Here is a 24,881-nt window from a genome sequence, read left to right as displayed (position 1 = left end):
ATCTACCACACCAATGCGGAAGAGACGGTCGCGGCGCTGCGCGCGGTCGCGCAGGCGGGCGACCTGCCGGTCATGATCTACTCCAACCGGCTTGCCTACCGCGTCGACGTCACCGTCGACCAGATGGAGGAGCTAGCGTCGGACAAGCGCTTTGTCGCGATCAAGGAATCCTCCGACGACATCCGTCGTTCGACCGAGATCATCAATCGCCTGGGCACTCGCTACGACCTGTTCACCGGCGTCGACAATCTGGCCTTCGAGGCGCTCTCGGTCGGCGCCATCGGCTGGGTGGCGGGACTGGTCACAGCCTTCCCGCGCGAGACCGTCGCCATCTTCCAGCTGATGAAGCAGGGCCGCCGCGAGGAGGCGCTCGCCATCTACCGCTGGTTCCGGCCGCTGCTCGATCTCGATGTCTCGACTTACCTGGTCCAAAACATCAAGCTTGCCGAAGTGTTCGCGATCAACACAAATGACCGCGTTCGCATGCCGCGGCAGCCGCTGTCTGGCGAGCGCCGCAAGGCTGTCGAGAAGATCGTCAAGGATGCGCTCGCCGTGCGGCCGAAGCTGCCGCAGTTCTGAGCTGGTATGAAGCGAGCGGGGCGGAGACTGGGACATGCATGCAGGGGGTGACGTACAACGATGAATAGCGATGTTCCAATCGACATCGCCATCATCGGTGGCGGCATCATCGGCATCTGTGCCGCTGCGTCTCTCGCCGAGGCCGGACGCCGGGTCACCGTCTTCGACCGCACAGGCATTTGCGAGGAGACGAGCTCCGGCAACGCCGCCGCCTTTGCCTTTTCCGATGTGCTGCCGCTGGCCCACAAGGGCATGATCCGGCAGCTGCCGAAATGGCTGGCCGATCCGCTTGGCCCGCTCAGCATTCCGCCCGCCTATCTGCCGAAGCTTCTGCCCTGGCTGGTCCGCTTCTGGCGCGCCGGTGCGCTGGGAAAATACGAGGTGAGCCTTGCTGCTCAGGCGGGCATGATGAAGCTCGCCGAGGCGGAGTGGATGGGCCTGCTCGATCGCTCCGGCACGCGGTCGATGCTGCGCGAGGATGGCTCGCTCGAGCTCTATGAAAGCGAAGCCGAGTTCCAGGCCGGGCTGCCCGGCTGGGCGGCGCGTGAGCGTTTCGGCATCGGTTTCCGCCATGTCGAGGGCGAGGAGCTGGCCGCCTTGCAGCCGGGGCTGTCGCCGCGCTTCATCAAAGGCACGTTCGTGCCGGGATGGAAGACGGTCGCCGACCCGAAACTGCTGGGCAAGGCGGTGTGGGCCTACGCACAAAGCAAGGGTGCCCGCTTTGAGATGGCCCGGATCGGCCAAGTCGCGGCGGATCAGGATGGTGCGACGCTGACATTGGCAGACGGCACGACCAGACAGGCGCGACACCTCGTCGTCGCAGCAGGCGCATGGTCGCATCTGCTGGCGAAGCAACTCGGCGATCGCATTCCGCTGGAGACCGAGCGCGGCTATAACACTACGTTGCCGACGAGTGCCTTCGACGTGAAGCGGATGCTGATCTTCTCCGGCCATGGCTTCGTCGTCACGCCGCTCGCAACGGGCCTGCGTGTCGGTGGCGCCGTCGAACTCGGCGGCATCGAGCGGCGGCCCAATTATGCCAGGTCTAAGGCGCTGCTGCAGAAGGCGCAGAAATTCCTGCCGGGGCTCGATCCCTCGGGTGGGCGCGAATGGATGGGGTTCCGCCCCTCGCTGCCGGATTCAGTGCCCGTCATCGGCGGCGCGCCGGGAAGGCGGTCGGTGGTCTATGCCTTCGGCCATGGCCATCTCGGCCTGACCCAGGCGGCGGCCACCGGACGGTTGATCAGGGATCTTGTCCTGGGGCAGACTCCACCGATCGAACTGGCCCCCTTCAGTCCGCAACGATTTTGATATTTTCGGGTTTTGATTTTCGAGGAGCGTCATGGCCAAGAAATCCTTCTTCTGCATAGACGGCCACACCTGCGGCAATCCGGTGCGGCTGGTCGCTGGGGGCGGCCCGCTGCTGCAGGGCGCGACGATGATGGAGCGGCGTGCGCATTTTCTGGCCGAGTATGACTGGATCCGCACCGGCCTGATGTTCGAGCCGCGCGGCCACGACGTGATGTCCGGTTCGATCCTCTATCCGCCGACGCGCGAGGATTGCGACATCGCCATCCTGTTCATCGAAACCTCCGGCTGCCTGCCGATGTGCGGCCATGGCACCATCGGCACGGTGACGATGGCGATCGAGCACGGTCTGATCAAGCCGAAGACGCCGGGCGTGCTTCGGCTCGACACGCCGGCCGGACTTGTCATCGCTGAATACAAACAGGTCGGCGACTATGTCGAGGAGGTGCGCATCACCAATGTGCCGTCCTTCCTCCATGCCGAGGGGCTGACAATTGAATGCCCTTGGCTCGGCGAAATCACCGTCGACGTCGCCTATGGCGGCAACTTCTACGCCATCGTCGAACCGCAGAAGAACTATCGCGACATGGCCGATTATTCGGCGGGCGACTTCATCGCCTGGAGCCCGGTGGTGCGCCAGCGGCTCAACGAGAAATATTCCTTCGTCCATCCTGAGAACCCGGGCATCAACCGGCTGTCGCACATGCTGTGGACCGGTGCTCCGACGGTGGATGGGGCGGATGCCCGCAATGCCGTGTTCTACGGCGACAAGGCGATCGACCGCTCGCCCTGCGGCACCGGCACCTCGGCGCGCATGGCGCAGCTTCATGCCAAGGGCAAACTCAAGGCCGGCGACAGCTTCGTCCATGAATCGATCATCGGTTCGCTGTTCAAGGGCAAGGTCGAAAAAGATGTCACCGTGGCCGGCAAACCGGCCATCATTCCCTCTATCGGCGGCTGGGCGCGGATGACCGGACTGAACACCATCTTCATCGACGACCGCGACCCGTTCGCGCATGGATTTGTTGTCAAGTGATGGGAATCCTGACCTTGCGGAAAGCGAGGGCTTGAAAAACGGATCGTGCCAAAAACGCAAGGATTCCTTTCATCACCTAATTTTGACGGCGATTTCTTCGAAACGGAGCGCATGATGCAGTCGAATCGTCAAAGACATTGCGTTATGCCAATGGTAGGGTCCGCGATAGTCCAGGGGCCGGATGATGGAAAACGGGCAATCGGACAGCGTGCTTCGAAAACACGCATGACGATTGAAAAATGACGTTGCAATCCGGGCTCGAAACTTTACGACTAGGGGAAATACGAAAAGGAATGCGTCTGCATGGGCGACATTCCAGGGGAGCCATGTACACATGCAGTACTTTGTCCAGCAGCTTATCAACGGGCTGACGCTGGGATCGATCTATGGGCTGATCGCGATCGGCTACACGATGGTCTACGGCATCATCGGCATGATCAATTTCGCCCATGGCGACATCTTCATGGTGGGTGCCTTCACAGCACTGATCGTCTTCCTCGCCCTTGGCGCGCTGTTCTATTCAGTGCCGGTTGTGCTGGCGCTGCTGGTCATGATGATCGTGGCGATGCTGCTCACCAGCCTCTACAACTGGACGATTGAAAAAGTCGCGTACCGGCCGCTGCGCGGTTCGTTCCGACTGGCCCCGCTGATCACCGCCATCGGCATGTCGATCGCGCTGTCGAACTTCGTCCAGGTGACGCAGGGTCCCCGCAACAAGCCGATCCCGCCGATGGTCAGCCAGGTTTACAACATCAACGGCATCAGCGTGTCGCTGAAGCAGATCATCATCGTCGTCGTCACGGCGCTGCTGCTGGCGCTGTTCTGGTATCTGGTCAACAAGACCTCGCTCGGGCGAGCGCAACGGGCCTGTGAGCAGGACCGCAAGATGGCGGCGCTGCTCGGCATCGATGTCGACCGCACGATCTCGATCACCTTCATCATGGGTGCGGCCCTTGCCGCGGTCGCCGGCACTTTGTTCCTGATGTATTACGGCGTCATTGCCTTCTCGGATGGCTTCACGCCGGGCGTGAAGGCCTTCACGGCGGCGGTGCTGGGCGGCATTGGTTCGTTGCCGGGTGCTGTGCTCGGCGGGCTGATGATCGGCTTCATCGAGAGCATGTGGTCGGCATATTTCTCGATCGACTACAAGGACGTCGCGGCGTTCTCGATCCTGGCCATCGTGCTGATCTTCCTGCCTTCCGGCATATTGGGCCGGCCAGAAGTCGAAAAGGTCTGAGACCATGGCCGTCACCGTATCTCCGGAGCGCGACACCGTCGCCACGCCTATGCAGCGCGCGTTGCGCGAGTCACTTTATGCCGCTGCCATATCGTTTGGCCTGTTCGTGCTGTTCATCGGCCTGAAGACCGGCCAGAACATTTCTAACGAACTGGTCCTGACGACGCGCTGGGGCCTGCTTGCCGCCGTGGTGATCGCCACGGCCATCGGGCGCTTCCTCTATGTCGCTTATGGCCAGCCCTTCCTCGCCAACCAGAAGATCACCGACATCGCCACCGGTCTGCTGCCGGCCAGCGTGGCGTCGCGTTTCTTCCAGTTGCCGGCCTTCATCGTGGCCTTGGTCGCGGCGGTGGTGTTGTTTGCGGTCAACAGCTCTCTCGTCGGATGGGTGGGAGCCGTGCCGGCCGGCTATCTGCAGTTCCTGCGCGCCCTGGCAATCATCTACGTGCTGGCCTGCGTGATCTATTACTTCCGCGGTTTCATTCACGCCAACTTCACCAAACTCGGCATTGCCGCGCTGATCCTCTATCCGATCCTGGTGGTGGCGATCCTGTCGCTGATGTCCTGGTCGTTCGTCGGCGGGCTGCAAGGCTCGCTGAAATGGGTCGACAATTTCGGCATCCAGATCCTGATCTATGTGATGCTGGCCTGGGGCCTGAACATCGTCGTCGGCCTCGCCGGCCTGCTCGACCTCGGTTATGTCGCCTTCTACGCGGTCGGCGCCTATGCCTATGCGCTGCTCGGCACGCAGTACGGCCTGTCGTTCTGGATCCTTTTGCCGGCCGCCGGCGCCATGGCCGCCTTCTGGGGCGTGCTGCTCGGCTTCCCGGTGCTGCGCCTGCGCGGCGACTATCTGGCGATCGTCACCTTGGCTTTCGGTGAGATCATCCGCCTGGTGCTGATCAACTGGCGCGAGGTCACCAACGGTTCGGCCGGTATTTCCGGCATCCCGAAGGTCACCTTCTTCGGCCTGATGACCTTCAACGTGTCGGACCCCAATTACATCGCCAAGGTGCTGAATCTCGCGACCTCGAGCGCCTACTACAAGATCTTCCTCTATTACCTGATCCTGGCGCTGGCGCTGCTGACAGCCTTCGTCACCATCCGGCTGCGGCGCATGCCGGTCGGCCGTGCCTGGGAAGCGTTGCGGGAGGACGAGATCGCCTGCCGCTCGCTCGGTATCAACACCACCACCACGAAGCTCACAGCCTTCGCCACGGGTGCGATGTTCGGCGGCTTCGCCGGCGCGTTCTTCGCCGCACGGCAGGGCTTCGTCAGCCCGGAATCCTTCGTCTTCCTGGAATCGGCCATCATCCTGGCCATCGTCGTTCTCGGCGGCATGGGTTCGCTGGTCGGCATCGCGGTCGCCGCAATGGTGATGATCGGCGGCACCGAGGCATTGCGCGAACTCGACTTCCTCAAGCAGGTCTTCGGGCCCGACTTCACACCGGAACTCTACCGCATGCTTCTGTTCGGCATGGCCATGGTCATCGTCATGCTGTGGAAGCCGCGCGGCTTCGTCGGCAGTCGTGAACCAACCGCCTTCCTGAAGGAGCGAAAGGCTGTCTCAAGCTCCTTCACCAAGGAAGGACACGGCTGATGAATGCGAACCCTGTTCAGAAGGCCAATTCAGGCGCGAACGACGCTATCCTGCAGGTCGATCATCTGTCGATGAAGTTCGGTGGCCTGGTGGCCATCGGCGATCTGTCTTTCGCCGCCAAGCGCGGCGAGATCACCGCGCTGATCGGCCCCAACGGCGCCGGCAAGACCACGGTGTTCAACTGCATCACCGGCTTTTACAAGCCGTCGGAAGGCATGATCACGCTCAACCGGAACGATGGTTCGACCTTCCTGCTCGAGCGGCTGCCCAACCATGAAATCCCGGCGCGCGCCAAGGTGGCGCGCACCTTCCAGAACATTCGGCTGTTCTCCGGCATGACCCTGCTGGAGAACCTGCTGGTCGCCCAGCACAACAAACTGATGAAGGCATCGGGCTACACGGTCCTCGGCCTTTTCGGCTTCAGCGGCTATCGCAAGGCCTCGGCCGAATCGGTGGAACTCGCCAAGCATTGGCTGGAAAAGGCCGATCTTGTCGACCGTGCCGACGACCCGGCCGGCGACCTGCCCTATGGCGCGCAGCGCCGCCTCGAGATCGCTCGCGCCATGTGCACGGGACCCGAGCTTCTGTGCCTCGACGAGCCGGCGGCCGGCCTCAATCCGAAGGAATCGGCGGCGCTGAACGAGCTGCTGATCGACATCAAGAACACATCCGGTACCTCGATCCTGTTGATCGAGCACGACATGTCGGTGGTCATGCAGATCTCCGACCATGTCGTGGTGCTGGAGTACGGCCGGAAGATCTCCGACGGCAGTCCGCAGTCGGTGCGCACCGACCCGCGCGTCATCGCCGCCTATCTCGGCGTCGACGACGAGGAAGTCGAAGCGGTCCTTACCGAAGTCGGCGACGAAGATGTCATCGAACAGCTCGATACAGGGCCGGATGCCGCGCATGGTCCGGGAACATCGTCGTCCTATCTCGCCGGGCCGGTGACCGACACGGTCGGCCATAGTTCGGGCGAGCGGGTTACGGTGGCCAAGGGAGCGTCAAAGGCCGGTCAGGTTGACGCCAGGTCGCTCGCCGCGGCAAACAAGGCAGCCTCGCTGGCAGCCGTGCCGGCAGCGAAGGCAAAGCCTGCTCCGAAAGCGGCTTCAAAGGCGGCAACCGGCGCGGCGGCGACGTCGACCGCGTCGGCCAAGCCGGCAGCCAAGGCCCCGGCAAAGGCTGGAGAGATCTCCAACCGGCTGGCGGCACCTCGCGGCGGCAAGGCCGATAATTTGACCCGCATCAAGGGCATCGGCACGGTCAACGAGAAGAAGCTCAACGATCACGGCATCTTCCATTTCGACCAGATCGGCGCCTGGAAAAAGGCCGACGTCGAGGCCGCCGAAGCCTATCTCGCCTTTGACGGACGTATCGCGCGCGAGGAATGGGTCAAACAGGCCAGGCTGCTCGGCCAGGGCAAGGACACGGAATTCTCGCGCCGCGTCGATGCGGGCAAGGTGGCGACAAGCCATGCTTCCGCAAAGACTGCAAAGGCAGCCACCGGAAAGACCGGGAGCAAGACCGCTGCCAAGCCCGTGGCGGGCAAGCGCGGAGGGGGCAAGTGATGGCCGCGACAACACTGCTCGATATCAAGGGCGTGCAGACCTATTACGGCAACATCCGGGCGCTGAACGGCGTCGATGTCACCGTCAACCAAGGTGAGATCGTGGCGCTGATCGGTGCCAACGGCGCCGGCAAGTCGACGCTGATGATGACTATTTTCGGCGCGCCGCGGGCTCGCGCCGGCACCATCACCTTTGCCGGCACCGACATCACCCAGATGCCGACGCACGAGATCGCGCGCATGCGCATTGCCCAGTCGCCCGAGGGCCGGCGGATATTTCCGCGCATGACGGTGATGGAAAACCTGCAGATGGGCGCCAGCCTCGACAACCTCAAGCACTATGACGAGGACGTCGAGAAGGTGTTCACGCTGTTCCCGCGTTTGAAAGAGCGCATCACCCAGCGCGGCGGCACGCTGTCGGGCGGTGAGCAGCAGATGCTGTCGATCGGACGCGCGCTGATGGCACGGCCGAAGCTGCTTTTGCTCGACGAGCCGTCGCTGGGTCTCGCGCCGCTGATCGTCAAGCAGATATTCGACGCCATCCGCGAACTGAGCCGCACCCAAGGGCTGACCGTGTTCCTGGTCGAGCAGAACGCCTTCGGCGCGCTCAAGCTCGCCACGCGCGGCTACGTCATGGTCAATGGCAATGTGACGATGAGCGGCACCGGCAAGGAACTGCTCGCCAATCCGGAAGTGCGCGCCGCCTATCTCGAAGGCGGACACCACTGAGTTCGGAGCGGAATGCGTGCATCCGCCATTCCGCTCCAGATTGTTTGTTTGTCGCATGATCTTAGTCCGGAAAGTCCGCAACTTTTCGGGGTCGTGCTAAGGAGACTTCACCATGCAGGGCATTCTTTACGAGGAACCCTCGATCTGGCAGTTCTTCTTCGTCACCTGTCTGCTCGGCGGCTGGGCGGCGTGGATGACGGGCAAGGCCAGTGCTCAGACGTGGCGCAGCTTCATCCAGCTGTTCGCCTATATGCTGGGCCTCGGCATCGCGATCCGCTTCATCCATCACGCGCTGTTCGGCGGCACCATGTTCTCGCTGCACTATTATGTCGTCGACACCATCGTGCTGATGATCCTCGGCTTCGTCGGCTACCAATACACGCGCACCAACCAGATGGTGACACAGTATAATTGGCTCTACGAAAGAGCTTCACTCTTGAGCTGGAAACCGAAAGGTTGACGTTCATCATTAACGCCGTCTCGAAATTGAATCGGCGTGACAAGTGCCTGAAAATCGGCAAACTATGCTTTCTGCGATAAGGGTGGGCATCGCATGAAAGCTTCATCCACGCCCACTCCGTTAATGGGAGCGTTTAAATGAAAAAGTCACTTTTGTCCGCCGTCGCCCTGACCGCGCTCGTCGCGTTCGGCGGTGCCGCGTGGGCTGACGTAATGGTCGGCGTCGCTGGCCCGATCACCGGTCCGAATGCCGCCTTCGGCGCGCAGTTGCAGAAGGGTGCCGAAGCTGCTGTCGCCGACATCAATGCGGCTGGCGGCATCAATGGCGAGCAGATCAAGCTCGAAGTCGGCGACGACGTTTCCGATCCGAAGCAGGGCATCTCGGTCGCCAACAAGTTCGTCGGCGACGGCGTCAAGTTCGTGGTCGGTCACTTCAACTCCGGCGTCTCGATCCCGGCCTCGGAAGTCTATGCCGAGAACGGCATCGTCGAAGTGACGCCGGCCGCAACCAACCCGCAGTTCACCGAACGCGGCCTGTGGAACGTGTTCCGCACCTGCGGACGCGATGACCAGCAGGGCAGCATTGCCGGCGCTTATCTGGCCGCCAACTTCAAGGATGCCAAGATCGCCGTCGTGCACGACAAGACCACCTACGGTCAGGGCCTTGCCGACGAAACCAAGAAGGCGATGAATGCCAAGGGCCTGACGGAAGTCATGTACGAAGGCATCAATGTCGGCGACAAGGACTTCTCGGCGCTGATCGCCAAGATGAAGGAAGCCGGCGTTTCCATCATCTATTGGGGCGGCCTGCACACCGAAGCCGGCCTGATCATCCGCCAGGCCGCCGACCAGGGCCTCAAGGCGACGCTGGTCTCCGGCGACGGCATCGTGTCGAACGAGTTGGCTTCGATCGCGGGCGACGCGGTTGCGGGCACGCTCAACACGTTCGGTCCGGATCCGCGCCTGATCCCCGCCAACAAGGAACTCGTCGAGAAGTTCCGCGCGCAGGGTTTCGAACCGGAAGCCTACACGCTCTACTCCTACGCAGCCATGCAGGCGATCGCCGCGGCAGCCACCGCTGCCAAGTCGAACGATCCGCAGGCAGTTGCCAAGGCGCTGCATGAAAACGGCCCGTTCAAGACCGTGCTCGGCGACCTGTCCTATGACGCCAAGGGCGACCCGACGCTGCCCGGCTACGTCATGTACGAATGGAAGAAGGGCGACGACGGCAAGTACACCTACATCCAGAAGATGTAAGCTCGTCAGTCTCCAGACCATCTACGATGCCCGGCGCTCGCGCCGGGCATTTTCTTTTGCCATCACGGGGGGCGGCCGATAGAGCCGGGTTCTTAGCCGGTGAATGATCGTGCGCTAACTGCAAAGCCGGCGCTTTTCTTGCTGTTCGGATGAATGCGAAGGGCTTCTGGCGCAATGATTCCATTTCAATCGGTTTAAACGCACGTCAATTTTGTTTGCACTGCAGCATTTTCACGCTAATCATTGCGCCGATTTCTCTTCCTTCCGTTGCTGGAGCCCAGTCCTTGGCCATCACGAAGATCCTCGTCGCCAACCGGTCCGAAATCGCCATTCGCGTTTTTCGCGCGGCCAACGAACTCGGCCTCAAAACCGTGGCGATCTGGGCCGAGGAAGACAAATACTCCCTGCATCGCTTCAAGGCCGACGAGAGCTACCAGGTCGGACGCGGGCCGCATCTGACCCGGGACATGGGGCCGATCGAAAGCTATCTGTCGATCGAGGAGGTGATCCGCGTCGCCAGGCTGTCGGGTGCCGATGCTATTCATCCCGGCTACGGATTGTTGTCGGAAAGTCCCGAATTCGCCGACGCCTGTGCCGAAGCCGGCATTACCTTCATCGGGCCGAAGCCGGACACAATGCGGCGGCTCGGCAACAAGGTCGCGGCGCGCAATCTCGCCATCGAGGTCGGGGTGCCGGTGATCCCCGCCACCGATCCGTTGCCGGATGACATGGAGGCGGTCAAGAAACTGGCCAAGGGAATCGGCTATCCGGTGATGCTGAAGGCGTCATGGGGCGGCGGCGGCCGCGGCATGCGCGCCATCCGCGCCGAAGCCGACCTTGCCCGTGAAGTCACCGAGGGCAAGCGCGAGGCGAAAGCCGCCTTCGGCAAGGACGAGGTCTATCTTGAAAAGCTGATCGAACGCGCCCGCCATGTCGAGGTGCAGGTGCTGGGCGACACCCGTGGCAATGCGGTGCACCTGTTCGAGCGCGACTGTTCGATCCAGCGCCGCAACCAGAAGGTCGTCGAGCGGGCGCCGGCGCCCTATCTCGAAATGTCGCAGCGCGAGGAGCTTTGCGGCCATGCGCTGAAGATCGCCCGCGAGACCAGTTATATCGGCGCCGGCACGGTCGAGTTCCTGCAGGATGCCGACACCGGCAAATTCTATTTCATCGAGGTCAATCCGCGCATCCAGGTCGAGCACACCGTCACCGAGCAGGTGACCGGCATCGATATCGTCAAGGCGCAGATCCACATCCTCGACGGCTTTGCCATCGGCACACCGGAATCAGGCGTGCCGGCGCAGAAGGACATAAGGCTGAACGGCCACGCGCTGCAGTGCCGCATCACCACGGAAGATCCCGAACACAATTTCATCCCCGACTACGGCCGCATCACCGCCTATCGCGGCGCAACAGGCTTCGGCATCCGCCTCGATGGCGGCACCGCCTATTCGGGCGCTGTCATCACCCGCTTCTACGATCCGCTGCTGGAGAAGGTGACGGCGTGGGCGCCGACGCCGGCCGAGACCATCGCCCGCATGAACCGGGCGCTGCGCGAGTTCCGCATCCGCGGCGTCGCCACCAACCTGACCTTCCTCGAAGCGATTATCAACCACCCGAGCTTCGCCGACAATTCCTACACGACCAAGTTCATCGACACGACGCCGGAACTGTTCCAGCAGGTCAAGCGCCAGGACCGCGCCACCAAGCTCATCAACTATCTCGCCGACGTCAGCGTCAACGGCCATCCCGAGACGCGCGGCCGGCCGCAGCCGAAGGCCGATGCGGCCGCACCCGTGGTGCCTTACCTCAACGGCAATGTGCCCGGCGGCAGCAAGCAGAAGCTGGATGTGCTCGGGCCGGAGAAGTTCGCCGCCTGGATGCGCGACCAGAAAGAGGTGCTGGTCACCGACACGACGATGCGCGATGGCCATCAGTCGTTGCTCGCCACCCGCATGCGCACGCATGACATTGCCGGCATCGCCGGTACCTATGCGCGTGCCTTGCCGCAGCTTCTATCGCTGGAATGCTGGGGCGGCGCCACCTTCGACGTCGCCATGCGGTTCCTCACCGAGGATCCGTGGGAGCGGCTGTCGCTGGTGCGCGAGGCGGCGCCCAATCTGCTGTTGCAGATGCTGCTGCGCGGCGCCAATGGCGTCGGCTACACCAACTATCCCGACAATGTCGTGCAGCATTTCGTCAAGCAGGCAGCAAGCGGTGGCATCGACCTGTTCCGGGTCTTCGATTGCCTGAACTGGGTCGACAACATGCGCGTCGCCATGGATGCGGTCGGCGCCGAGGGCAAGCTGATCGAAGCGGCGATCTGCTATACCGGCGACATCCTCGATCCGGCGCGGGCGAAATACGACCTCAAATACTATGTCGGCCTGGCCAGGGAATTGCAGGCGGCCGGCGCCCACATCATTGCCGTCAAGGACATGGCCGGACTGTTGAAGCCGGCGGCGGCACGCGTGCTGTTCAAGGAGCTGCGCGAGGCGACCGACCTGCCGATCCATTTCCACACCCACGACACGTCGGGCCTGTCGGCGGCGACGGTGCTGGCGGCGGTGGAAAGCGGCGTCGACGCCATAGACGCGGCGATGGATGCTTTCTCCGGCAACACCTCGCAGCCATGCCTTGGCTCGCTCGTCGAGGCGCTGAAGGGCACCGAACGCGACCCCGGTCTCGACCCGCAATGGATCAGGAAAATCTCGTTCTACTGGGAAGCGGTGCGCAACCAGTACGCCGCCTTTGAAAGCGACCTCAAGGGGCCGGCCTCGGAAGTCTATCTGCACGAGATGCCGGGCGGGCAGTTCACCAATCTGAAGGAACAGGCGCGCTCGCTCGGACTGGAGACGCGCTGGCACGAGGTGGCGCAGACCTATCACGACGTCAATCTGATGTTCGGCGACATCGTCAAGGTGACGCCGTCCTCCAAGGTCGTCGGCGACATGGCATTGATGATGGTCAGCCAGGACCTGACCGTTGCCGATGTCGAAAACCCGGACAAGGATATCGCCTTTCCGGACTCGGTCGTCTCGATGCTGCGCGGCGATCTTGGCCAGTCGCCAGGCGGGTGGCCGACGGCGCTGCAGAGGAAGGCGCTGAAGGGCGACAAGCCGATCACGGTGCGGCCCGGCTCACTGCTCAAGCCAGCCGACCTCAAGGCCAACCGCAAGGAAATCGAGGAGAAGCTCGAGCGCAAGCTGTCGGAGTTCGAATTCGCCTCGTGGCTGATGTATCCGAAGGTGTTCACGGATTTCGCCGGCGCGCAGGAAACCTATGGGCCGGTCAGCGTCCTGCCGACGCCGACCTATTTCTACGGCATGAAGCCGGAAGACGAGATCTTCGTCGACATCGAGAAGGGCAAGACGCTGGTGGTGCGCTGCCTGGCCATCGGCGATGTCGACGAGAAGGGCATGGTCACCGTGTTCTTCGAGCTCAACGGCCAGCCGCGTCGTGTCAAGGTGCCCGACCGGGCGCATGGCGCGTCCGCCGCCAAGGCCCGCCGCAAGGCCGAACCCGGCAACGAGGCGCATGTCGGCGCACCGATGCCGGGCGTCGTCTCGGCGCTTTCGGTGGCTGCCGGCCAGGCTGTGAAGGCCGGTGACGTGCTGCTTTCCATCGAAGCGATGAAGATGGAGACGGCGCTGCATGCCGAGCGCGACGGCACGGTCGCCGAGGTGCTGGTCAAGGCAGGCGACCAGATCGATGCCAAGGATCTGCTGATCGCTTTCAATTAGAGTTCGCAAAACGGACTGGCTGTCGGCTTCTGGCGGCAGCCCCTTGTGGCTTGGTCGATAACGGCTTGACCCGCCGCCGCCGGTCGGGCATCGAACCGGCTCAAATTTTGCCGCAGTCGTCCGCGAGTCGCGGAGCCGATGCTTTTGGAGAAAAATATGGCCGACGATATCACCGATACCAGCCAGACTGTTGCCGCCGGCCAGCTGCGTGCCTTCATCGAGCGCATAGAGCGGCTCGAGGAAGAGAAGAAGACGATTTCCGACGACATCAAGGAAGTGTTCGCCGAGGCCAAGGGCACCGGCTTCGACACCAAGGCGATGCGCACGATCATCCGGCTGCGCAAGAAGGACCAGGCCGAGCGTCAGGAAGAGGAAACCATCCTCGATCTGTACAAGGCCGCACTCGGTATGGTGTAGAGACTGTCTGGAAATTCTACTCTGGCGGCCATCTGTTGGCGTTTTCTGCGCTTCCGGTGCTCGCGTACTTTAAGTACGCTCCGCTCCGGTTCTCGAAACCACCACCATATGACTCGCCAGAGCGAATTTCGAAACAGTCTCGGGCCGAGCATGATGCCGAAGCGAGCATCGAGCCATGAGCGAATTCGACTTCGGCGCCCGCCGCGCCTCTGAATTCCGCCAGCGCGGCTTCTGGACGCTGTTCGCCGAGCGGCATCCCGAAGAAAGGGCTCTGATGGCGAGGCGCGGACCCTGGTTCTGGCAGCGCGGGCTGCCCGACTTCGCCTTGGTTCTTTCCATGTATGTCGCGCCGGCGCAGAGCCAGGTCGGCGTCTTCTTCGGTCGCAACGAGAAGTTCGGCGCCACGCAGGCGTGGTCGCGGTTGAAGCCATTCCAGCCCGATATCGAGGCCAGGCTGAAGCTCAGGCCGGAACAGAGTTGCGAGGGTCTTGGCATCAATTCGATGTGGCGGGTGAACTGCTATGCCGAGGACAACTGGCCAGCCATGGCCGACTGGCTGGTGACCGAATGCTCGCGTATCGAGCGCGCGGTAACCGAAGTCCTGGGGCAGGGATAGACATCCGGTGTTGCCAGAAGGTATCGGCTCCTTTTTCCGCTCACGCTGGCAAGGCCAGGTGCCGCTCGACCGGCTGTTCTGGCGCGACCTTGTCCTCGTCGGCACCGCGGTCAGCATCGCCGCATCGGTGCTGGCGCTCGTTCTGCTCGGATTGAAGTTGCCGCTCGGGCTTGTGCTGGCAGTGCATTTCGCGTCGGTGCCCTACAGCCTGTTCCTAACCTTGGCGGTGTGGCGGACCACCGAAAAGATACCCGGTGCCAAGGCCTGGATGATGACGCTGGGCGCTACGCTGTGGCTGGTGGCGATGATCGTGGTCTGATCGTCTGCCCAGAGGGGGGCAACGGATACTTAAACGAAAAGGGCGACAGATGCCGCCCTTTCATAATAGTGTCGAACCCGGATGGCTCAGGCCGAAGGCTCGAATTTCAGCGCCACCCCGTTGATGCAATAGCGCAGGCCGGTCGGCGGCGGGCCGTCCTCGAAGACATGGCCGAGATGGCTGCCGCAGCGGGCGCAATGACATTCGGTGCGAACCATGCCGTAGCTGCGGTCGACGGTGTTTTCGACCGAGCCCGGCACCGGGTCGTTGAAGCTCGGCCAGCCGGTGCCGCTCTCGAACTTCAGCTTGGATTCGAACAAGGGCTGGTCGCAGCCGGCGCAGGAAAAGGTGCCGGCGCGCTTCTCGTAGAGCAAGGCGCAGCTTCCCGGCCGTTCGGTGCCGTGACCGCGCATGACGGCATACTGCTCCGGCGTCAGCCGGGCGCGCCATTCGGCGTCGGTGCGAGTTACAGGGTAGGTATGGGTGTCCATGTGATCTCCTCAGCCTTGCCGGCTCGTTGTTGATTGCAACCGGATATTCGCGTCAAGATAGGCATTTGTTACACGACTGCCCAGTGTCTGACGTTCCAAGGTTGAATTCCCCCTTCTTCAGGCGTCTGCGCCGCCCCTCACCTGCCTGCCGGCATCCTCTCCCCGTAAACGGGGCGAGGGGCCCTGTCGTCCGCGATTTCGCCAATTGTCAGCGTTGCAAGAAAGGCGCCGGCGTTGCGGCCAGGCCCTCTCGCCCCGTTTACGGGGAGAGATGTCCGGCAGGACAGTGAGGGGCGGCGCCAACTTTCACGATTGATGGTCTCTGAGGTGATGGTTCCGCACCTCTGACAACTAATGCTTCCTTGAAAGCTGCTTGGTCGCGCCTTCGAGCCCGGCCAGCGTCAGCGGGAACATGCGGCCGCCGAAGATGTCGCGGATCATCGCAATCGAATGGGTGTAGCCCCAGTTCTTGGGGTCTTCGGGGTTCAGCCATACCGCGTTCGGCCATTGCTGCAGCAGGCGGCCGAGCCAGACGCTGCCTGCCTCCGGATTCCAGTGCTCGACCGAACCGCCGGGGTGAGCGATCTCGTAAGGGCTCATCGAGGCGTCGCCGACGACGATCACCTTGTAGTCCGGACCGTATTTATGGATGAGGTCGAAGGTCGGAATCACCTCGGCATGCCTGCGGCGATTGTCCTTCCACACGCCCTCATAGAGGCAGTTGTGGAAATAAAAATATTCGAGCTGGCGGAATTCGGCGCGGGCAGCCGAGAACAGCTCCTCGACGCTCTTGATGTGGTCGTCCATCGAGCCGCCGACATCGAAGAACATCAAAAGCTTCACCGCGTTGCGCCGTTCGGGCCGCGTCTGCACGTCGAGATAGCCATGTTCGGCGGTGGCGTGGATGGTGCCGGGCAGGTCGAATTCCTCCTCGGCGCCTTCGCGCACCCAGCGACGCAAGCGCTTCAGCGCGATCTTGATGTTGCGGGTGCCGAGTTCGACGGCATCGTCGAAATTCCTGAACTCACGTCTGTCCCACACCTTCACCGCGTGGCGGTTGCGGCTTTCATGCTGGCCGATACGCACACCTTCGGGATTGTAGCCATAGGCGCCGAAAGGCGAGGTGCCGCCGGTGCCGATCCATTTCGAGCCGCCCTGGTGGCGGCCTTTTTGCTCCTGCAGCCGCTGCTTCAAGGTTTCCATCAGTTTCTCGAAACCGCCCAGCGCCTCGACCAGTTTTTTCTCTTCATCGCTCAGGTGCTTTTCGGTGAGGCGGCGCAACCATTCCTCAGGGATATTGGCGACATCGACGGCATCCGGCCCGCCCAGTGCTTCGATGCCCTTGAAGACATGGGCAAACACCTGGTCGAAGCGGTCGATGTGGCGCTCGTCCTTCACCAGCGCCGCACGGGCGAGGTAATAAAAGCCTTCGACGTCGTAGTCGACCAGCCCGGCTTCCAGCCCCTCCAGCAGCGACAGATATTCCCTGAGCGAAACGGGAACACGCGCGGCCTTCAGTTCGAGGAAAAAGGGGATGAACATTGTCTATCTACAGCAAATCATACTCGATGAAGCCGGTGCGGCGCGCAACGTGGTCGTAGAGTTTGCGCGCGGTGGTGTTGGTCTCGTGCGTCATCCAGTAGACGTTCTTGACGCCGACTTTTTCGGCTTCCTGTCTCACCGCCTCGATCAGCGCAGCGCCGATGCCCTTGCCGCGCACGTCAGGGTCGGCGAACAGGTCCTGCAGATAGCAGTTGTTTTTTTCCGACCAGCCTGAGCGGTGGTAGAGATAGTGGGTGAGCCCAACCGCCTTGCCGTCCAGCGTGGCGATGAAGCCTTTCGGCTCGAACTCACCTTCGGTGAAAAGCCGCTTCCAGGTGACGGCATAGACCTCTTCCGGCAGCTTCGTCTCATAGAAGGTGAGGTAGTCGGTCCACAGCCGCCGCCAATCGGCGTGGTCGGACTGCGCGAGCGGGCGGACGATAATCTCAGACATGTCATCTCCTCTGAAGGTTTGGCCGAGGCTGCCTGCCTGTTCGGCTGCGGGCAACGGTCCACAGAAGGGAAAGCGCTGCTGCTGACCTATTGCTGCCTTCGTGCCATGAACGCCAGCCGCTCGAACAAATGCACGTCCTGCTCGTTCTTCAGCAATGCGCCATGCAGCTTGGGCAGGGCGTTCTTCGGATCGGCGCGCAGATCTTCCGGCGCGATATCGTCGGCGACCAGCAGCCTTATCCAGTCGAGCGCCTCGGAGGTCGACGGCTTCTTCTTCAAGCCGGGCACGTCGCGGATTTCGTAGAACTGGGTCAGCGCCGCTCGCACCAGGTTCTGCTTGATGCCGGGATAGTGGACATCGACGATTCTGTGCAGCGTATCGACGTCGGGAAAGCGGATGTAGTGGAAGAAGCAGCGGCGCAGGAACGCGTCCGGCAACTCCTTCTCGTTGTTGGAGGTGATGATGACGATCGGCCTGACGGCGGCGCGGATGGTTTCGCCGGTCTCGTAGACGAAGAACTCCATCCGATCGAGTTCCTGCAGGAGGTCGTTGGGGAATTCGATGTCGGCCTTGTCGATCTCGTCGATCAAAAGCACGACCTTCCTGCCGGCGGCGAACGCCTCCCAGAGTTTGCCGCGCTTGATGTAGTTCCTGATGTCGTTGAAGCGCTCGTCGCCAAGCTGGCTGTCGCGCAGCCGCGAGACGGCGTCATATTCGTACAGGCCCTGCTGCGCCCGCGTCGTCGACTTGACGTGCCATTCGATGAGGTCGAGGCCAAGTGCTGACGCCACCTGGCGGGCCAGCTCCGTCTTGCCGGTGCCTGGCTCGCCCTTGACCAGCAAGGGCCGCTCCAGCGCGATCGCCGCGTTGACGGCCACCATCAGATCCTTGTCGGCGACATAGGCCGCCGTGCCTTCGAAACGCATTCTTGCTCCTCGGTTGGTCATGGCAACCGTAAGGACGCGGCTCACCCTGTGCAAGGGTGCGCCGGCCGCGACGAATGGGCTTGAACCTGATGGAAACATATGCCCGTCTCACTGGCGTTTAGCCGGCCGGCAGCCTATATTGGGCGGGACGGTCTGTGCTTCCCGGCAGGAGAACATTTTCCCCGGGGCCTTAACGATCCTTAGGGAGCTGTCCCTGGGAAGACCCGTGGGTTTTCTCATACGGCGCCCACCTACTTTGTAGGTTCCCGGGATCGCTCTCTCCACCGGTTGTGTGGATCGTCACTTATTGCCACGCGTCCGCATTTCGGTGGATGATTGCGGTGGAAAACGTCGCTCCCAAAACTCCATCCAGATCTGACCTTTTCTACCCTGGCTGAATGACCTCTCTCAAAGACCTGAAAAAGCAGCTTCGCCGTGAGGCCCTCGGACGCCGCGATGCGCTCGATGAATTCTGGCGAGTGGAGGTCGCGCTTGAAATGGCGGAGACGGCGCGCGATCACCTCCATGTCGAGCCGGGCCAGATCGTTTCCGGCTTCTGGCCGATGCGTTCGGAAGTCGACGTCAGGCCGCTGATGTTTGCCTTGCGCGAAAAGGGCGCGCGGCTTTGCCTGCCGGCCATTCTCGACAAGACCACCATTGTCTTTCGCGAACTGGTGCGCGGCGCGCCGATGGTCGAGATGGGTTTCGGCACGGTCGGCCCTCACGAGGAAGCCGAGGTGCTCGACCCCTCTGTGATGCTGGTGCCGCTTGCCGCTTTCGATGCACGCGGCCATCGCATCGGCTATGGTGCCGGCTATTACGACCGCGCCATCGCCAAGCTGATCGACAAGGGAGAGCCGCCGCGGCTGGTCGGCATCGCCTTCGACTGCCAGGAGGTGGCAATGGTGCCGGATGAGGAACATGACGTCGTCATTGCGGAAATACTCACCGAGAGCGGGTTGCGCCGCTTCGCGCCAAAATTGTAGATAAGTACAAGGGACGCATGATCTTCACTGGCGTCATGCAGCTTTCGCTGACCTTCGGTGCGGGATCATATGAGACTTCTCTTCCTCGGTGACATGGTTGGAAAGACAGGACGCACGGCGGTGTGGGAACAGCTGCCCGGACTGATCTCCGACTTCAAACTCGATTTCGTCATCGTCAACGGCGAGAACGCCGCCGGCGGCTTCGGCATCACCGAAGACATCTTTCGCGAGACGATCGCGGCCGGTGCCGATGTCGTCACCACCGGCAACCATGTCTGGGACCAGCGTGATGCGCTGGCCTTCGCGCCGCGCGAAGAGCGCTTCCTGCGTCCCTCCAACTTTCCCAAGGGCACGCCCGGGCGCGGCTCCGGTGTCTATATCGCCAGGAGCGGCGCGCGCGTGCTGGTCGCCAACATCATGGGCCGGGTGTTCATGCATCCCGAGCTCGACGATCCGTTCCAGGCCGGCGAACGCGAGCTTGCCGCCTGTCCGCTCGGCGAGCAGGCGGATGCCGTGATTATCGACTTCCACGCCGAGGCGACCTCGGAAAAGATGTGCTTCGCGCATTTCGTCGACGGCCGCGCCAGCCTCGTCATCGGCACCCACACCCACCAGCCGACGGGCGATCACCAGATCCTCAACGGCGGTACCGGCTATATGTCCGACGCCGGCATGTGCGGCGACTATGATTCCTCGCTCGGCATGGACAAGGAGGAGCCGCTCAACCGGTTCCTGTCGAAGGTGCCGAAAGGCCGCTTCGAGGCGGCGACCGGACCGGCGACTTTGTGCGGCGTCGGCGTCGATATTTCAGACCGCACAGGGCTGACCGAGCGGATTGCGCCGTTTCGTCGCGGGCCACGGCTGGAGGAAACCGCACCGTCCTTCTGGTCGTGACATTGATATAGGCACGCTTAATACCTAACTGCCGGCGACACTGCTCTAGATCGTTGAAAGAGGGGACGACCTCCATGCAGCTCATCGAATTCCTGGCGCCGCATTTTCAATTTGTTTCCGACCCGACGGCTTGGGTCGCGCTGCTGACGCTGATTGTGCTCGAGGTCGTGCTCGGCATCGACAATCTGATCTTCATCTCGATCCTGACCAACAAGCTGCCGGAAGCACAACGGGCCCGTGCCCGCCGGCTCGGCATCTCGGCGGCCCTGATCATGCGGCTGGTGCTGCTGGCCACCATTTCGATCATCGTCCAGCTTACCACGCCGGTGTTCACGGCCTTCGGTCACGGTTTTTCCTGGCGCGACCTGATCCTGATCGCCGGCGGCCTGTTCCTGGTCTGGAAGGCGACCAAGGAGATCCATCACACCGTCGATCCCGACGACCACAAGGATACGATGATGGGCGAGACGCTGCAGATCAGCCTTGCCGGCGCGATCTTCCAGATCCTGCTGCTCGACCTGGTCTTCTCGATCGATTCGATCATCACCGCCGTCGGCATGACCGACGAGATCGCCATCATGTACATCGCCGTGATCGTCGCGGTCACCGTGATGATGCTGGCGGCCGGGCCGCTGGCCAACTTCATCGCCAAGAACCCGAGCATCGTCATGCTGGCGCTGGGCTTCCTTCTGATGATCGGCATGACGCTGATCGCAGACGGCATGGGCTACCATGTGCCCAAGGGCTACATCTATGCGGCGATGGGCTTTTCGGCATTGGTCGAGGGGCTCAACATGCTGGCGCGGCGACGTAAGAAGTCGGGCGGCGGGCATTGAGGCAGACCCAGAATACCTAATGTCCTGGCACGCCCTTCGGGTGACGGTCGCCGATCAGGCCGAGCGTCAGGCCCTGTTCCAGCCACGCCTTGGCGCCGGCCAGCACCAGCGTGAAGCCGCCGGTTGAGCCGACGGCCTCTTTCACCTGCTCGTCGCCATCCCCGGCGAAGCCAAAATTGCGAACCTCGAGAAAGGTCGTCTCGCCAGGCATTTCGGTGAATGTCCAGACCACGGTGGTTGGCGGATCGCTCCATTGCATGACGATCTTTTCATTCGCGACGATCTCGCTGACGTCGACCGTCGTCGAGACGCCGTACATGCGCCACTCCCAGAGGACCTGCTTGCCGCTGTCCAGCCGGCCGCTGCCATGGGTGAACCAGAATTTCGTGGTTATGGCCGGATCGACGATGGCCTCGAATACATCGGCGACAGGCCGCCGGATCAGCATGCCGGCTTCGGCGAATGGTTTTTCGCGGATGTCCATCGGATGCTCCTTTCGGGATTCGGCGCTCACCAGGCGTCCGGTTCGCGCAGCATGTGAATAATGTTGGCAGGGTTGGTGATCCAGCCGCCGCGGAAGCCCTCGCCCAAGGGCTCAATGGCGTCGCAACGCACAACACCGGCCTTGGCGAAATGATCCGCAGCCATGGGGAAATCCTTGGTGAACAGCTCCAGCCACACCTCGGCCTGGCTCATCATCGGCGCCTCATCGATCCACAGGCGGTTGGGGCCAAGCTCGAAGCCGATGGCCGGTGCTTTGTCTGTGAACGGCTTCAGGCCGACGACGTCGCGGTAGAAGGCGATCGTCGCCTCATATTGGTGCGGCGGTACCTTCATGGCGATGTTGATGCCGCCGGTGATTTTCGTGGTCATAGCTGGCTCCGTTGTCGTGTTCGGCTGTTGTCGCCTTTGCTCAGGCTGGTCATGCGAGATTTATCTGCCAGGAGACCCCGAACCTGTCGTTGAGCCATGCGAAACGGCGGCTGAAGCCGTAATTGTCCGGTGGCATCAGGAACGCGCCGTCCTCGCCCAGTGTCTCGACAATCCGGTTCAGCTCTTCTTCTGAGGAACAGTCCACATAGAGCGAGACCGATGGCGTGAACGTGAAGGCGTGGTGCACGGGGCTGTTGAAGACCATGACTTCCAGCCCAGCGATCGACACCCGCGCCAGCTTGACCGTTCCTTGCGGGCCGTCTTCGCCGGGGCCGTAATTCGTGACGTCAAGCACGCTGCTGCCGGGAATGGTCTCGCAATAGAGGGTCATTGCCTCTTCGGCCTTGCCCTCGAACATCAGGAATGGCGTTACTTTCTTCATTGCGGATCTCCATCCTCCCCATAGTCGCTCAGATATTGGTCTCGTTGGCGGGTTCGCCCCTCATCTCGCTGCGATAGTAGCCGTCGCGCAAATTGATGCCGTATTCGACATAGGCCTTCATGCAGGCCAGCATCTGCGACCAGCCCTCGCAATTGAGGTAGGACTTCTTCAGGCCGACCGCGCCTTCCTGCCAACCGCTCTCGGCGATGGTGACGAAGGTGCCGCCATCGTCGAGCGGCTCGAAATTCATCTCGATGCGGGTCTTGTAGGCGGGTTTGCCGTCGGCGTCGGTGGCATCCCAGCGCAGCACGATGCGGCTGTCCTTGACCACTTCGTCGACCTCGACCGGCACCTTGCCCCACCAGACGACGCCGGCGCCAGCTTCCAGCGGGGCGCTGGCGCCGCCGATCGTGGTGAAATAGCCGCTCAGTTTCTTCGGATTGACGACCGCGTCGAAGACGTCGGCGACCGGCTTGCCGATGCGTCCGGAAACACTGAATCCAAGTGACATATCCACAACTCCTTCCCTTGATCGGCCCGACAATATGTTATAAAAACATAACATGTCAACCCAATCGCAAGACGACAATGTTTTCAAGGCGCTGGCGCATCCGCGCCGGCGTGAAATGCTGGATCAGCTGAAGGACGCGCCGAAGACGACCGGCATGCTGTGCGAGGCCTTTCCCGACATCGATCGCTGCACCGTGATGCTGCATCTCAAGGTATTGGAGGAGGCCGACCTGATCGTTGCGCGGCGCGACGGCCGCGAGCGCTGGAACCATCTCAACGCGCTGCCGATCAAGCAGATCCACGACCGGTGGATCAGCCAGTATGCCGGGCATGCCCTCAGCATCATCGACCGGCTGAAGTCGGACCTCGAGGCGTGAACGCTTGCAGCAGCCCATGTCGCGCGTCCCGTGCGTGGTGCGGCTGGACGAATTGAGCCGATTTATCTATAAGCCGGCCATTCCGACAGAGAACGCCGTGCTTCCACGAGTTGCACCTGGGACGCTCTGAAATTTTGAATTCGGGCATTGCGGAAGACGAGGTCAGATCACTTCGCTTCGGGATGCTCTAGCCGAGAAGACGACAGGGGTGCCATGGCTGGCCATTCACAGTTCAAGAACATCATGCACCGCAAGGGCCGCCAGGATGCGGTGCGGTCGAAAATGTTTTCCAAGCTGGCGCGCGAAATCACCGTCGCCGCCAAAAGCGGGACGCCCGATCCATCGATGAACCCTCGCTTGCGGCTGGCGATTCAGAACGCCAAGGCGGTGTCGATGCCGAAGGACAACATCCAGCGCGCCGTCAACAAGGCCTCGATGGGCGATGCCGAGAACTACGAAGCCGTGCGCTATGAGGGCTATGGCCCGGGCGGCGTCGCCGTCATTGTCGAGGCGCTGACCGACAACCGCAACCGTTCGGCATCCAATGTGCGTGCTGCCTTCACCAAGGCCGGCGGCGCGATGGGCGAAACCGGCTCGGTGTCGTTCATGTGGGACCGTGCCGGCGAGATCTACTATCCGGCATCGGCCGGCAGCGCCGACAAGATCATGGATGCGGCGATCGAAGCCGGCGCCGATGATGTCGAGTCCGACGAGGAAGGCCACACCATCTATTGCGGCTTTGAGAACATGGGCGAAGTGTCGAAGGCGCTGGAAGGCGCGCTCGGCGAGGCTGAATCGGTCAAGCCGATCTGGCGGCCGCAAAACAACGTTCCGGTCGATGAGGAGCGGGCACAGTCGCTGATGAAGCTGGTCGCCACGCTCGAGGATGACGACGACGTGCAGAGCGTCTACGCCAACTTCGAAGTCGACGACGAGACCATGGCCAAGCTCAGCGCGGCATGAGCGAAGCTCAGTCCGAAATGAGCGGAGCTATACCCGCCACGAGCGAAAAGCCGTTGCCGGTCATCCGCATCACCTATTGCACGCAGTGTCAGTGGCTGCTGCGCGCCGGCTGGATGGCGCAGGAGCTGCTGTCGACCTTCGGCACGGACCTTGGCGAAGTGACGCTGGTGCCCGGCACCGGCGGCATCTTCACCATTTCCTGCAATGACGTGCTTGTCTGGGATCGCAAGCGCGACGGCGGCTTTCCGGACGCGGCCAAACTGAAGCAACTGGTCCGCGATGTCATTGATCCGGACCGCGACCTCGGCCATTCCGATCGGAAGACAAAGGCATAGGGGTCGCGAGCGCTGCCGTCACTTGCGTCGCCACGCACCGACGGCGGCGCCAATCGCAATACCCACGGCAACGCCCATCGGCAGATCATCCAGAGCGGTGCCGATCGCGGCACCGACACCAACTCCGATGGCCATGCCGAAGGCCATATTTGCGTATTGATCCTTCATCGGTCGCTCCATCCATCGTCGTCAACGCGTGGCGAACCAGAAGGATGCCAGCGCGGCTATGCCGCTGATGGTGCGGACATGGTTCCACATCACCCATTCATTGAGGTAGCGCGACCACAGGCTTGCGCCATTGCTGCTGGCCGGATCGACGGCGGCGAGCGCATCGTTCAGCGGGACGTTGAAGATCATCGTCACCACCACGATGCCGATGAGATAC

General features: G+C 62.2%; 29 protein-coding genes and 1 other RNA gene. 20 read left to right on the top strand and 10 right to left on the bottom strand.

Annotated features, from left to right (window positions below; translation table 11 throughout):
- From EN893_RS00695 to EN893_RS00635, 13 genes are all read left to right on the top strand, one after another.
- On the top strand, window positions 1-579 hold a 579-nt coding region (locus tag EN893_RS00695), incomplete at its 5' end, for a dihydrodipicolinate synthase family protein (RefSeq protein WP_164900682.1).
- A 60-nt stretch (window positions 580-639) separates the two neighbouring features.
- Window positions 640-1,890: an FAD-dependent oxidoreductase gene (locus EN893_RS00690; protein WP_164748659.1), complete on the top strand. Its 1,251-nt coding sequence runs from the start codon at window positions 640-642 to the stop codon at window positions 1,888-1,890.
- Between the two features lie 31 nt (window positions 1,891-1,921).
- On the top strand, window positions 1,922-2,923 hold the full coding sequence (locus tag EN893_RS00685) for a 4-hydroxyproline epimerase (RefSeq protein ID WP_127267458.1): 1,002 nt from the start codon (window positions 1,922-1,924) through the stop codon (window positions 2,921-2,923).
- A 334-nt stretch (window positions 2,924-3,257) separates the two neighbouring features.
- Window positions 3,258-4,160, top strand: coding sequence for a branched-chain amino acid ABC transporter permease LivH (locus EN893_RS00680; protein WP_127267457.1), 903 nt, complete (start codon window positions 3,258-3,260; stop codon window positions 4,158-4,160).
- A gap of 4 nt (window positions 4,161-4,164) precedes the next feature.
- A complete protein-coding gene (gene livM, locus EN893_RS00675; protein ID WP_127267456.1) occupies window positions 4,165-5,760 on the top strand; it encodes a high-affinity branched-chain amino acid ABC transporter permease LivM in 1,596 nt (531 codons plus the stop codon).
- Window positions 5,760-7,328, top strand: coding sequence for an ABC transporter ATP-binding protein (locus EN893_RS00670; protein WP_127267455.1), 1,569 nt, complete (start codon window positions 5,760-5,762; stop codon window positions 7,326-7,328). Before livM ends, EN893_RS00670 begins: the two co-directional genes overlap by 1 nt.
- Window positions 7,328-8,056, top strand: a complete 729-nt coding sequence (locus EN893_RS00665; protein WP_128361373.1) for an ABC transporter ATP-binding protein — start codon at window positions 7,328-7,330, stop codon at window positions 8,054-8,056. Before EN893_RS00670 ends, EN893_RS00665 begins: the two co-directional genes overlap by 1 nt.
- Window positions 8,057-8,168: 112 nt before the next feature.
- Window positions 8,169-8,516, top strand: coding sequence for a DUF6867 family protein (locus EN893_RS00660; protein ID WP_023811804.1), 348 nt, complete (start codon window positions 8,169-8,171; stop codon window positions 8,514-8,516).
- A gap of 137 nt (window positions 8,517-8,653) precedes the next feature.
- The gene (locus EN893_RS00655; protein WP_027037229.1) at window positions 8,654-9,772 is read left to right on the top strand and encodes a branched-chain amino acid ABC transporter substrate-binding protein; all 1,119 of its coding nucleotides are present in this window, start codon (window positions 8,654-8,656) and stop codon (window positions 9,770-9,772) included.
- A 284-nt stretch (window positions 9,773-10,056) separates the two neighbouring features.
- On the top strand, window positions 10,057-13,515 hold the full coding sequence (gene pyc, locus EN893_RS00650; RefSeq protein WP_127270380.1) for a pyruvate carboxylase: 3,459 nt from the start codon (window positions 10,057-10,059) through the stop codon (window positions 13,513-13,515).
- Window positions 13,516-13,671: 156 nt separating this feature from the next.
- Window positions 13,672-13,932, top strand: a complete 261-nt coding sequence (locus tag EN893_RS00645) for a DUF2312 domain-containing protein (RefSeq protein WP_013529099.1) — start codon at window positions 13,672-13,674, stop codon at window positions 13,930-13,932.
- 175 nt (window positions 13,933-14,107) lie between these two features.
- Entirely contained in the window at window positions 14,108-14,548 is a 441-nt protein-coding gene (locus EN893_RS00640; protein ID WP_127270381.1) for a hypothetical protein, read from the top strand.
- Window positions 14,549-14,555: 7 nt separating this feature from the next.
- Window positions 14,556-14,867 carry a hypothetical protein gene (locus EN893_RS00635; RefSeq protein ID WP_127270382.1) on the top strand — a complete coding sequence of 104 codons (312 nt, stop codon included), beginning with the start codon at window positions 14,556-14,558 and terminating at the stop codon, window positions 14,865-14,867.
- 86 nt (window positions 14,868-14,953) lie between these two features.
- On the opposite strand, the gene msrB is transcribed toward EN893_RS00635, so the two are convergent.
- The 4 genes from msrB to EN893_RS00615 form a co-directional block, all read right to left on the bottom strand.
- Window positions 14,954-15,358 (bottom strand): peptide-methionine (R)-S-oxide reductase MsrB, encoded by a 405-nt coding sequence (gene msrB / locus EN893_RS00630; protein ID WP_127270383.1) that lies wholly within the window; start codon window positions 15,356-15,358, stop codon window positions 14,954-14,956.
- A gap of 351 nt (window positions 15,359-15,709) precedes the next feature.
- Window positions 15,710-16,900, bottom strand: coding sequence for a VWA domain-containing protein (locus EN893_RS00625; RefSeq protein WP_127270384.1), 1,191 nt, complete (start codon window positions 16,898-16,900; stop codon window positions 15,710-15,712).
- 7 nt (window positions 16,901-16,907) lie between these two features.
- On the bottom strand, window positions 16,908-17,354 hold the full coding sequence (locus EN893_RS00620) for a GNAT family N-acetyltransferase (protein WP_127270385.1): 447 nt from the start codon (window positions 17,352-17,354) through the stop codon (window positions 16,908-16,910).
- A gap of 86 nt (window positions 17,355-17,440) precedes the next feature.
- Window positions 17,441-18,280, bottom strand: a complete 840-nt coding sequence (locus EN893_RS00615) for a MoxR family ATPase (protein ID WP_023811813.1) — start codon at window positions 18,278-18,280, stop codon at window positions 17,441-17,443.
- 147 nt (window positions 18,281-18,427) lie between these two features.
- On the opposite strand from EN893_RS00615, the gene ssrS reads away from it, so the two are divergent.
- The 4 genes from ssrS (at window position 18,428) to EN893_RS00595 (ending at window position 20,996) form a co-directional block, all read left to right on the top strand.
- Window positions 18,428-18,583, top strand: a non-coding RNA gene (gene ssrS / locus EN893_RS00610) — 6S RNA.
- A 95-nt stretch (window positions 18,584-18,678) separates the two neighbouring features.
- Window positions 18,679-19,266, top strand: a complete 588-nt coding sequence (locus tag EN893_RS00605) for a 5-formyltetrahydrofolate cyclo-ligase (protein ID WP_127270386.1) — start codon at window positions 18,679-18,681, stop codon at window positions 19,264-19,266.
- Window positions 19,267-19,335: 69 nt separating this feature from the next.
- Window positions 19,336-20,160 carry a YmdB family metallophosphoesterase gene (locus tag EN893_RS00600; protein ID WP_127270387.1) on the top strand — a complete coding sequence of 275 codons (825 nt, stop codon included), beginning with the start codon at window positions 19,336-19,338 and terminating at the stop codon, window positions 20,158-20,160.
- Window positions 20,161-20,234: 74 nt separating this feature from the next.
- Window positions 20,235-20,996, top strand: a complete 762-nt coding sequence (locus EN893_RS00595) for a TerC family protein (protein WP_127269216.1) — start codon at window positions 20,235-20,237, stop codon at window positions 20,994-20,996.
- Between the two features lie 16 nt (window positions 20,997-21,012).
- Here EN893_RS00595 and EN893_RS00590 read toward each other — a convergent pair whose 3' ends face one another.
- The 4 genes from EN893_RS00590 to EN893_RS00575 are packed head-to-tail and all read right to left on the bottom strand — an operon-like array spanning window position 21,013 to window position 22,822.
- Entirely contained in the window at window positions 21,013-21,480 is a 468-nt protein-coding gene (locus EN893_RS00590; protein WP_127269215.1) for an SRPBCC family protein, read from the bottom strand.
- 26 nt (window positions 21,481-21,506) lie between these two features.
- Window positions 21,507-21,869 carry a hypothetical protein gene (locus EN893_RS00585; RefSeq protein WP_127269214.1) on the bottom strand — a complete coding sequence of 121 codons (363 nt, stop codon included), beginning with the start codon at window positions 21,867-21,869 and terminating at the stop codon, window positions 21,507-21,509.
- Between the two features lie 49 nt (window positions 21,870-21,918).
- Window positions 21,919-22,311, bottom strand: a complete 393-nt coding sequence (locus EN893_RS00580; protein ID WP_127269213.1) for a VOC family protein — start codon at window positions 22,309-22,311, stop codon at window positions 21,919-21,921.
- 28 nt (window positions 22,312-22,339) lie between these two features.
- Window positions 22,340-22,822 carry an SRPBCC domain-containing protein gene (locus EN893_RS00575; RefSeq protein ID WP_127269212.1) on the bottom strand — a complete coding sequence of 161 codons (483 nt, stop codon included), beginning with the start codon at window positions 22,820-22,822 and terminating at the stop codon, window positions 22,340-22,342.
- Between the two features lie 52 nt (window positions 22,823-22,874).
- On the opposite strand from EN893_RS00575, the gene EN893_RS00570 reads away from it, so the two are divergent.
- The 3 genes from EN893_RS00570 (at window position 22,875) to EN893_RS00560 (ending at window position 24,496) form a co-directional block, all read left to right on the top strand.
- Entirely contained in the window at window positions 22,875-23,198 is a 324-nt protein-coding gene (locus tag EN893_RS00570; protein ID WP_127269211.1) for a helix-turn-helix domain-containing protein, read from the top strand.
- Between the two features lie 213 nt (window positions 23,199-23,411).
- Window positions 23,412-24,161, top strand: a complete 750-nt coding sequence (locus tag EN893_RS00565) for a YebC/PmpR family DNA-binding transcriptional regulator (RefSeq protein ID WP_023811824.1) — start codon at window positions 23,412-23,414, stop codon at window positions 24,159-24,161.
- Entirely contained in the window at window positions 24,158-24,496 is a 339-nt protein-coding gene (locus tag EN893_RS00560) for a SelT/SelW/SelH family protein (protein WP_127269210.1), read from the top strand. Before EN893_RS00565 ends, EN893_RS00560 begins: the two co-directional genes overlap by 4 nt.
- A gap of 18 nt (window positions 24,497-24,514) precedes the next feature.
- On the opposite strand, the gene EN893_RS00555 is transcribed toward EN893_RS00560, so the two are convergent.
- Both EN893_RS00555 and EN893_RS00550 read right to left on the bottom strand, forming a co-directional pair.
- Window positions 24,515-24,664, bottom strand: coding sequence for a hypothetical protein (locus EN893_RS00555; RefSeq protein ID WP_127269209.1), 150 nt, complete (start codon window positions 24,662-24,664; stop codon window positions 24,515-24,517).
- Window positions 24,665-24,685: 21 nt separating this feature from the next.
- Window positions 24,686-24,881, bottom strand: a 196-nt coding sequence (locus EN893_RS00550; protein WP_128361372.1) for an anthrone oxygenase family protein, incomplete at its 5' end; no start/stop codon positions are given.

Source organism: Mesorhizobium sp. M7A.F.Ca.CA.004.04.2.1, assembly GCF_004022825.1.
Lineage (GTDB): Bacteria > Pseudomonadota > Alphaproteobacteria > Rhizobiales > Rhizobiaceae > Mesorhizobium.
This window is presented reverse-complemented; position numbering and strand designations above follow the sequence as displayed.

Coding starts and splice junctions, on each gene's coding strand:
- EN893_RS00690 (WP_164748659.1), top strand. CDS start 640: ATGAATAGCGATGTTCCAATCGACATCGCCATCATCGGTGGCGGCATC.
- EN893_RS00685 (WP_127267458.1), top strand. CDS start 1,922: ATGGCCAAGAAATCCTTCTTCTGCATAGACGGCCACACCTGCGGCAAT.
- EN893_RS00680 (WP_127267457.1), top strand. CDS start 3,258: ATGCAGTACTTTGTCCAGCAGCTTATCAACGGGCTGACGCTGGGATCG.
- livM (WP_127267456.1), top strand. CDS start 4,165: ATGGCCGTCACCGTATCTCCGGAGCGCGACACCGTCGCCACGCCTATG.
- EN893_RS00670 (WP_127267455.1), top strand. CDS start 5,760: ATGAATGCGAACCCTGTTCAGAAGGCCAATTCAGGCGCGAACGACGCT.
- EN893_RS00665 (WP_128361373.1), top strand. CDS start 7,328: ATGGCCGCGACAACACTGCTCGATATCAAGGGCGTGCAGACCTATTAC.
- EN893_RS00660 (WP_023811804.1), top strand. CDS start 8,169: ATGCAGGGCATTCTTTACGAGGAACCCTCGATCTGGCAGTTCTTCTTC.
- EN893_RS00655 (WP_027037229.1), top strand. CDS start 8,654: ATGAAAAAGTCACTTTTGTCCGCCGTCGCCCTGACCGCGCTCGTCGCG.
- EN893_RS00645 (WP_013529099.1), top strand. CDS start 13,672: ATGGCCGACGATATCACCGATACCAGCCAGACTGTTGCCGCCGGCCAG.
- EN893_RS00640 (WP_127270381.1), top strand. CDS start 14,108: ATGAGCGAATTCGACTTCGGCGCCCGCCGCGCCTCTGAATTCCGCCAG.
- msrB (WP_127270383.1), bottom strand. CDS start 15,358: ATGGACACCCATACCTACCCTGTAACTCGCACCGACGCCGAATGGCGC.
- EN893_RS00625 (WP_127270384.1), bottom strand. CDS start 16,900: ATGTTCATCCCCTTTTTCCTCGAACTGAAGGCCGCGCGTGTTCCCGTT.
- EN893_RS00620 (WP_127270385.1), bottom strand. CDS start 17,354: ATGTCTGAGATTATCGTCCGCCCGCTCGCGCAGTCCGACCACGCCGAT.
- EN893_RS00615 (WP_023811813.1), bottom strand. CDS start 18,280: ATGCGTTTCGAAGGCACGGCGGCCTATGTCGCCGACAAGGATCTGATG.
- EN893_RS00605 (WP_127270386.1), top strand. CDS start 18,679: ATGACCTCTCTCAAAGACCTGAAAAAGCAGCTTCGCCGTGAGGCCCTC.
- EN893_RS00600 (WP_127270387.1), top strand. CDS start 19,336: ATGAGACTTCTCTTCCTCGGTGACATGGTTGGAAAGACAGGACGCACG.
- EN893_RS00595 (WP_127269216.1), top strand. CDS start 20,235: ATGCAGCTCATCGAATTCCTGGCGCCGCATTTTCAATTTGTTTCCGAC.
- EN893_RS00590 (WP_127269215.1), bottom strand. CDS start 21,480: ATGGACATCCGCGAAAAACCATTCGCCGAAGCCGGCATGCTGATCCGG.
- EN893_RS00585 (WP_127269214.1), bottom strand. CDS start 21,869: ATGACCACGAAAATCACCGGCGGCATCAACATCGCCATGAAGGTACCG.
- EN893_RS00580 (WP_127269213.1), bottom strand. CDS start 22,311: ATGAAGAAAGTAACGCCATTCCTGATGTTCGAGGGCAAGGCCGAAGAG.
- EN893_RS00575 (WP_127269212.1), bottom strand. CDS start 22,822: ATGTCACTTGGATTCAGTGTTTCCGGACGCATCGGCAAGCCGGTCGCC.
- EN893_RS00570 (WP_127269211.1), top strand. CDS start 22,875: ATGTCAACCCAATCGCAAGACGACAATGTTTTCAAGGCGCTGGCGCAT.
- EN893_RS00565 (WP_023811824.1), top strand. CDS start 23,412: ATGGCTGGCCATTCACAGTTCAAGAACATCATGCACCGCAAGGGCCGC.
- EN893_RS00560 (WP_127269210.1), top strand. CDS start 24,158: ATGAGCGAAGCTCAGTCCGAAATGAGCGGAGCTATACCCGCCACGAGC.
- EN893_RS00555 (WP_127269209.1), bottom strand. CDS start 24,664: ATGAAGGATCAATACGCAAATATGGCCTTCGGCATGGCCATCGGAGTT.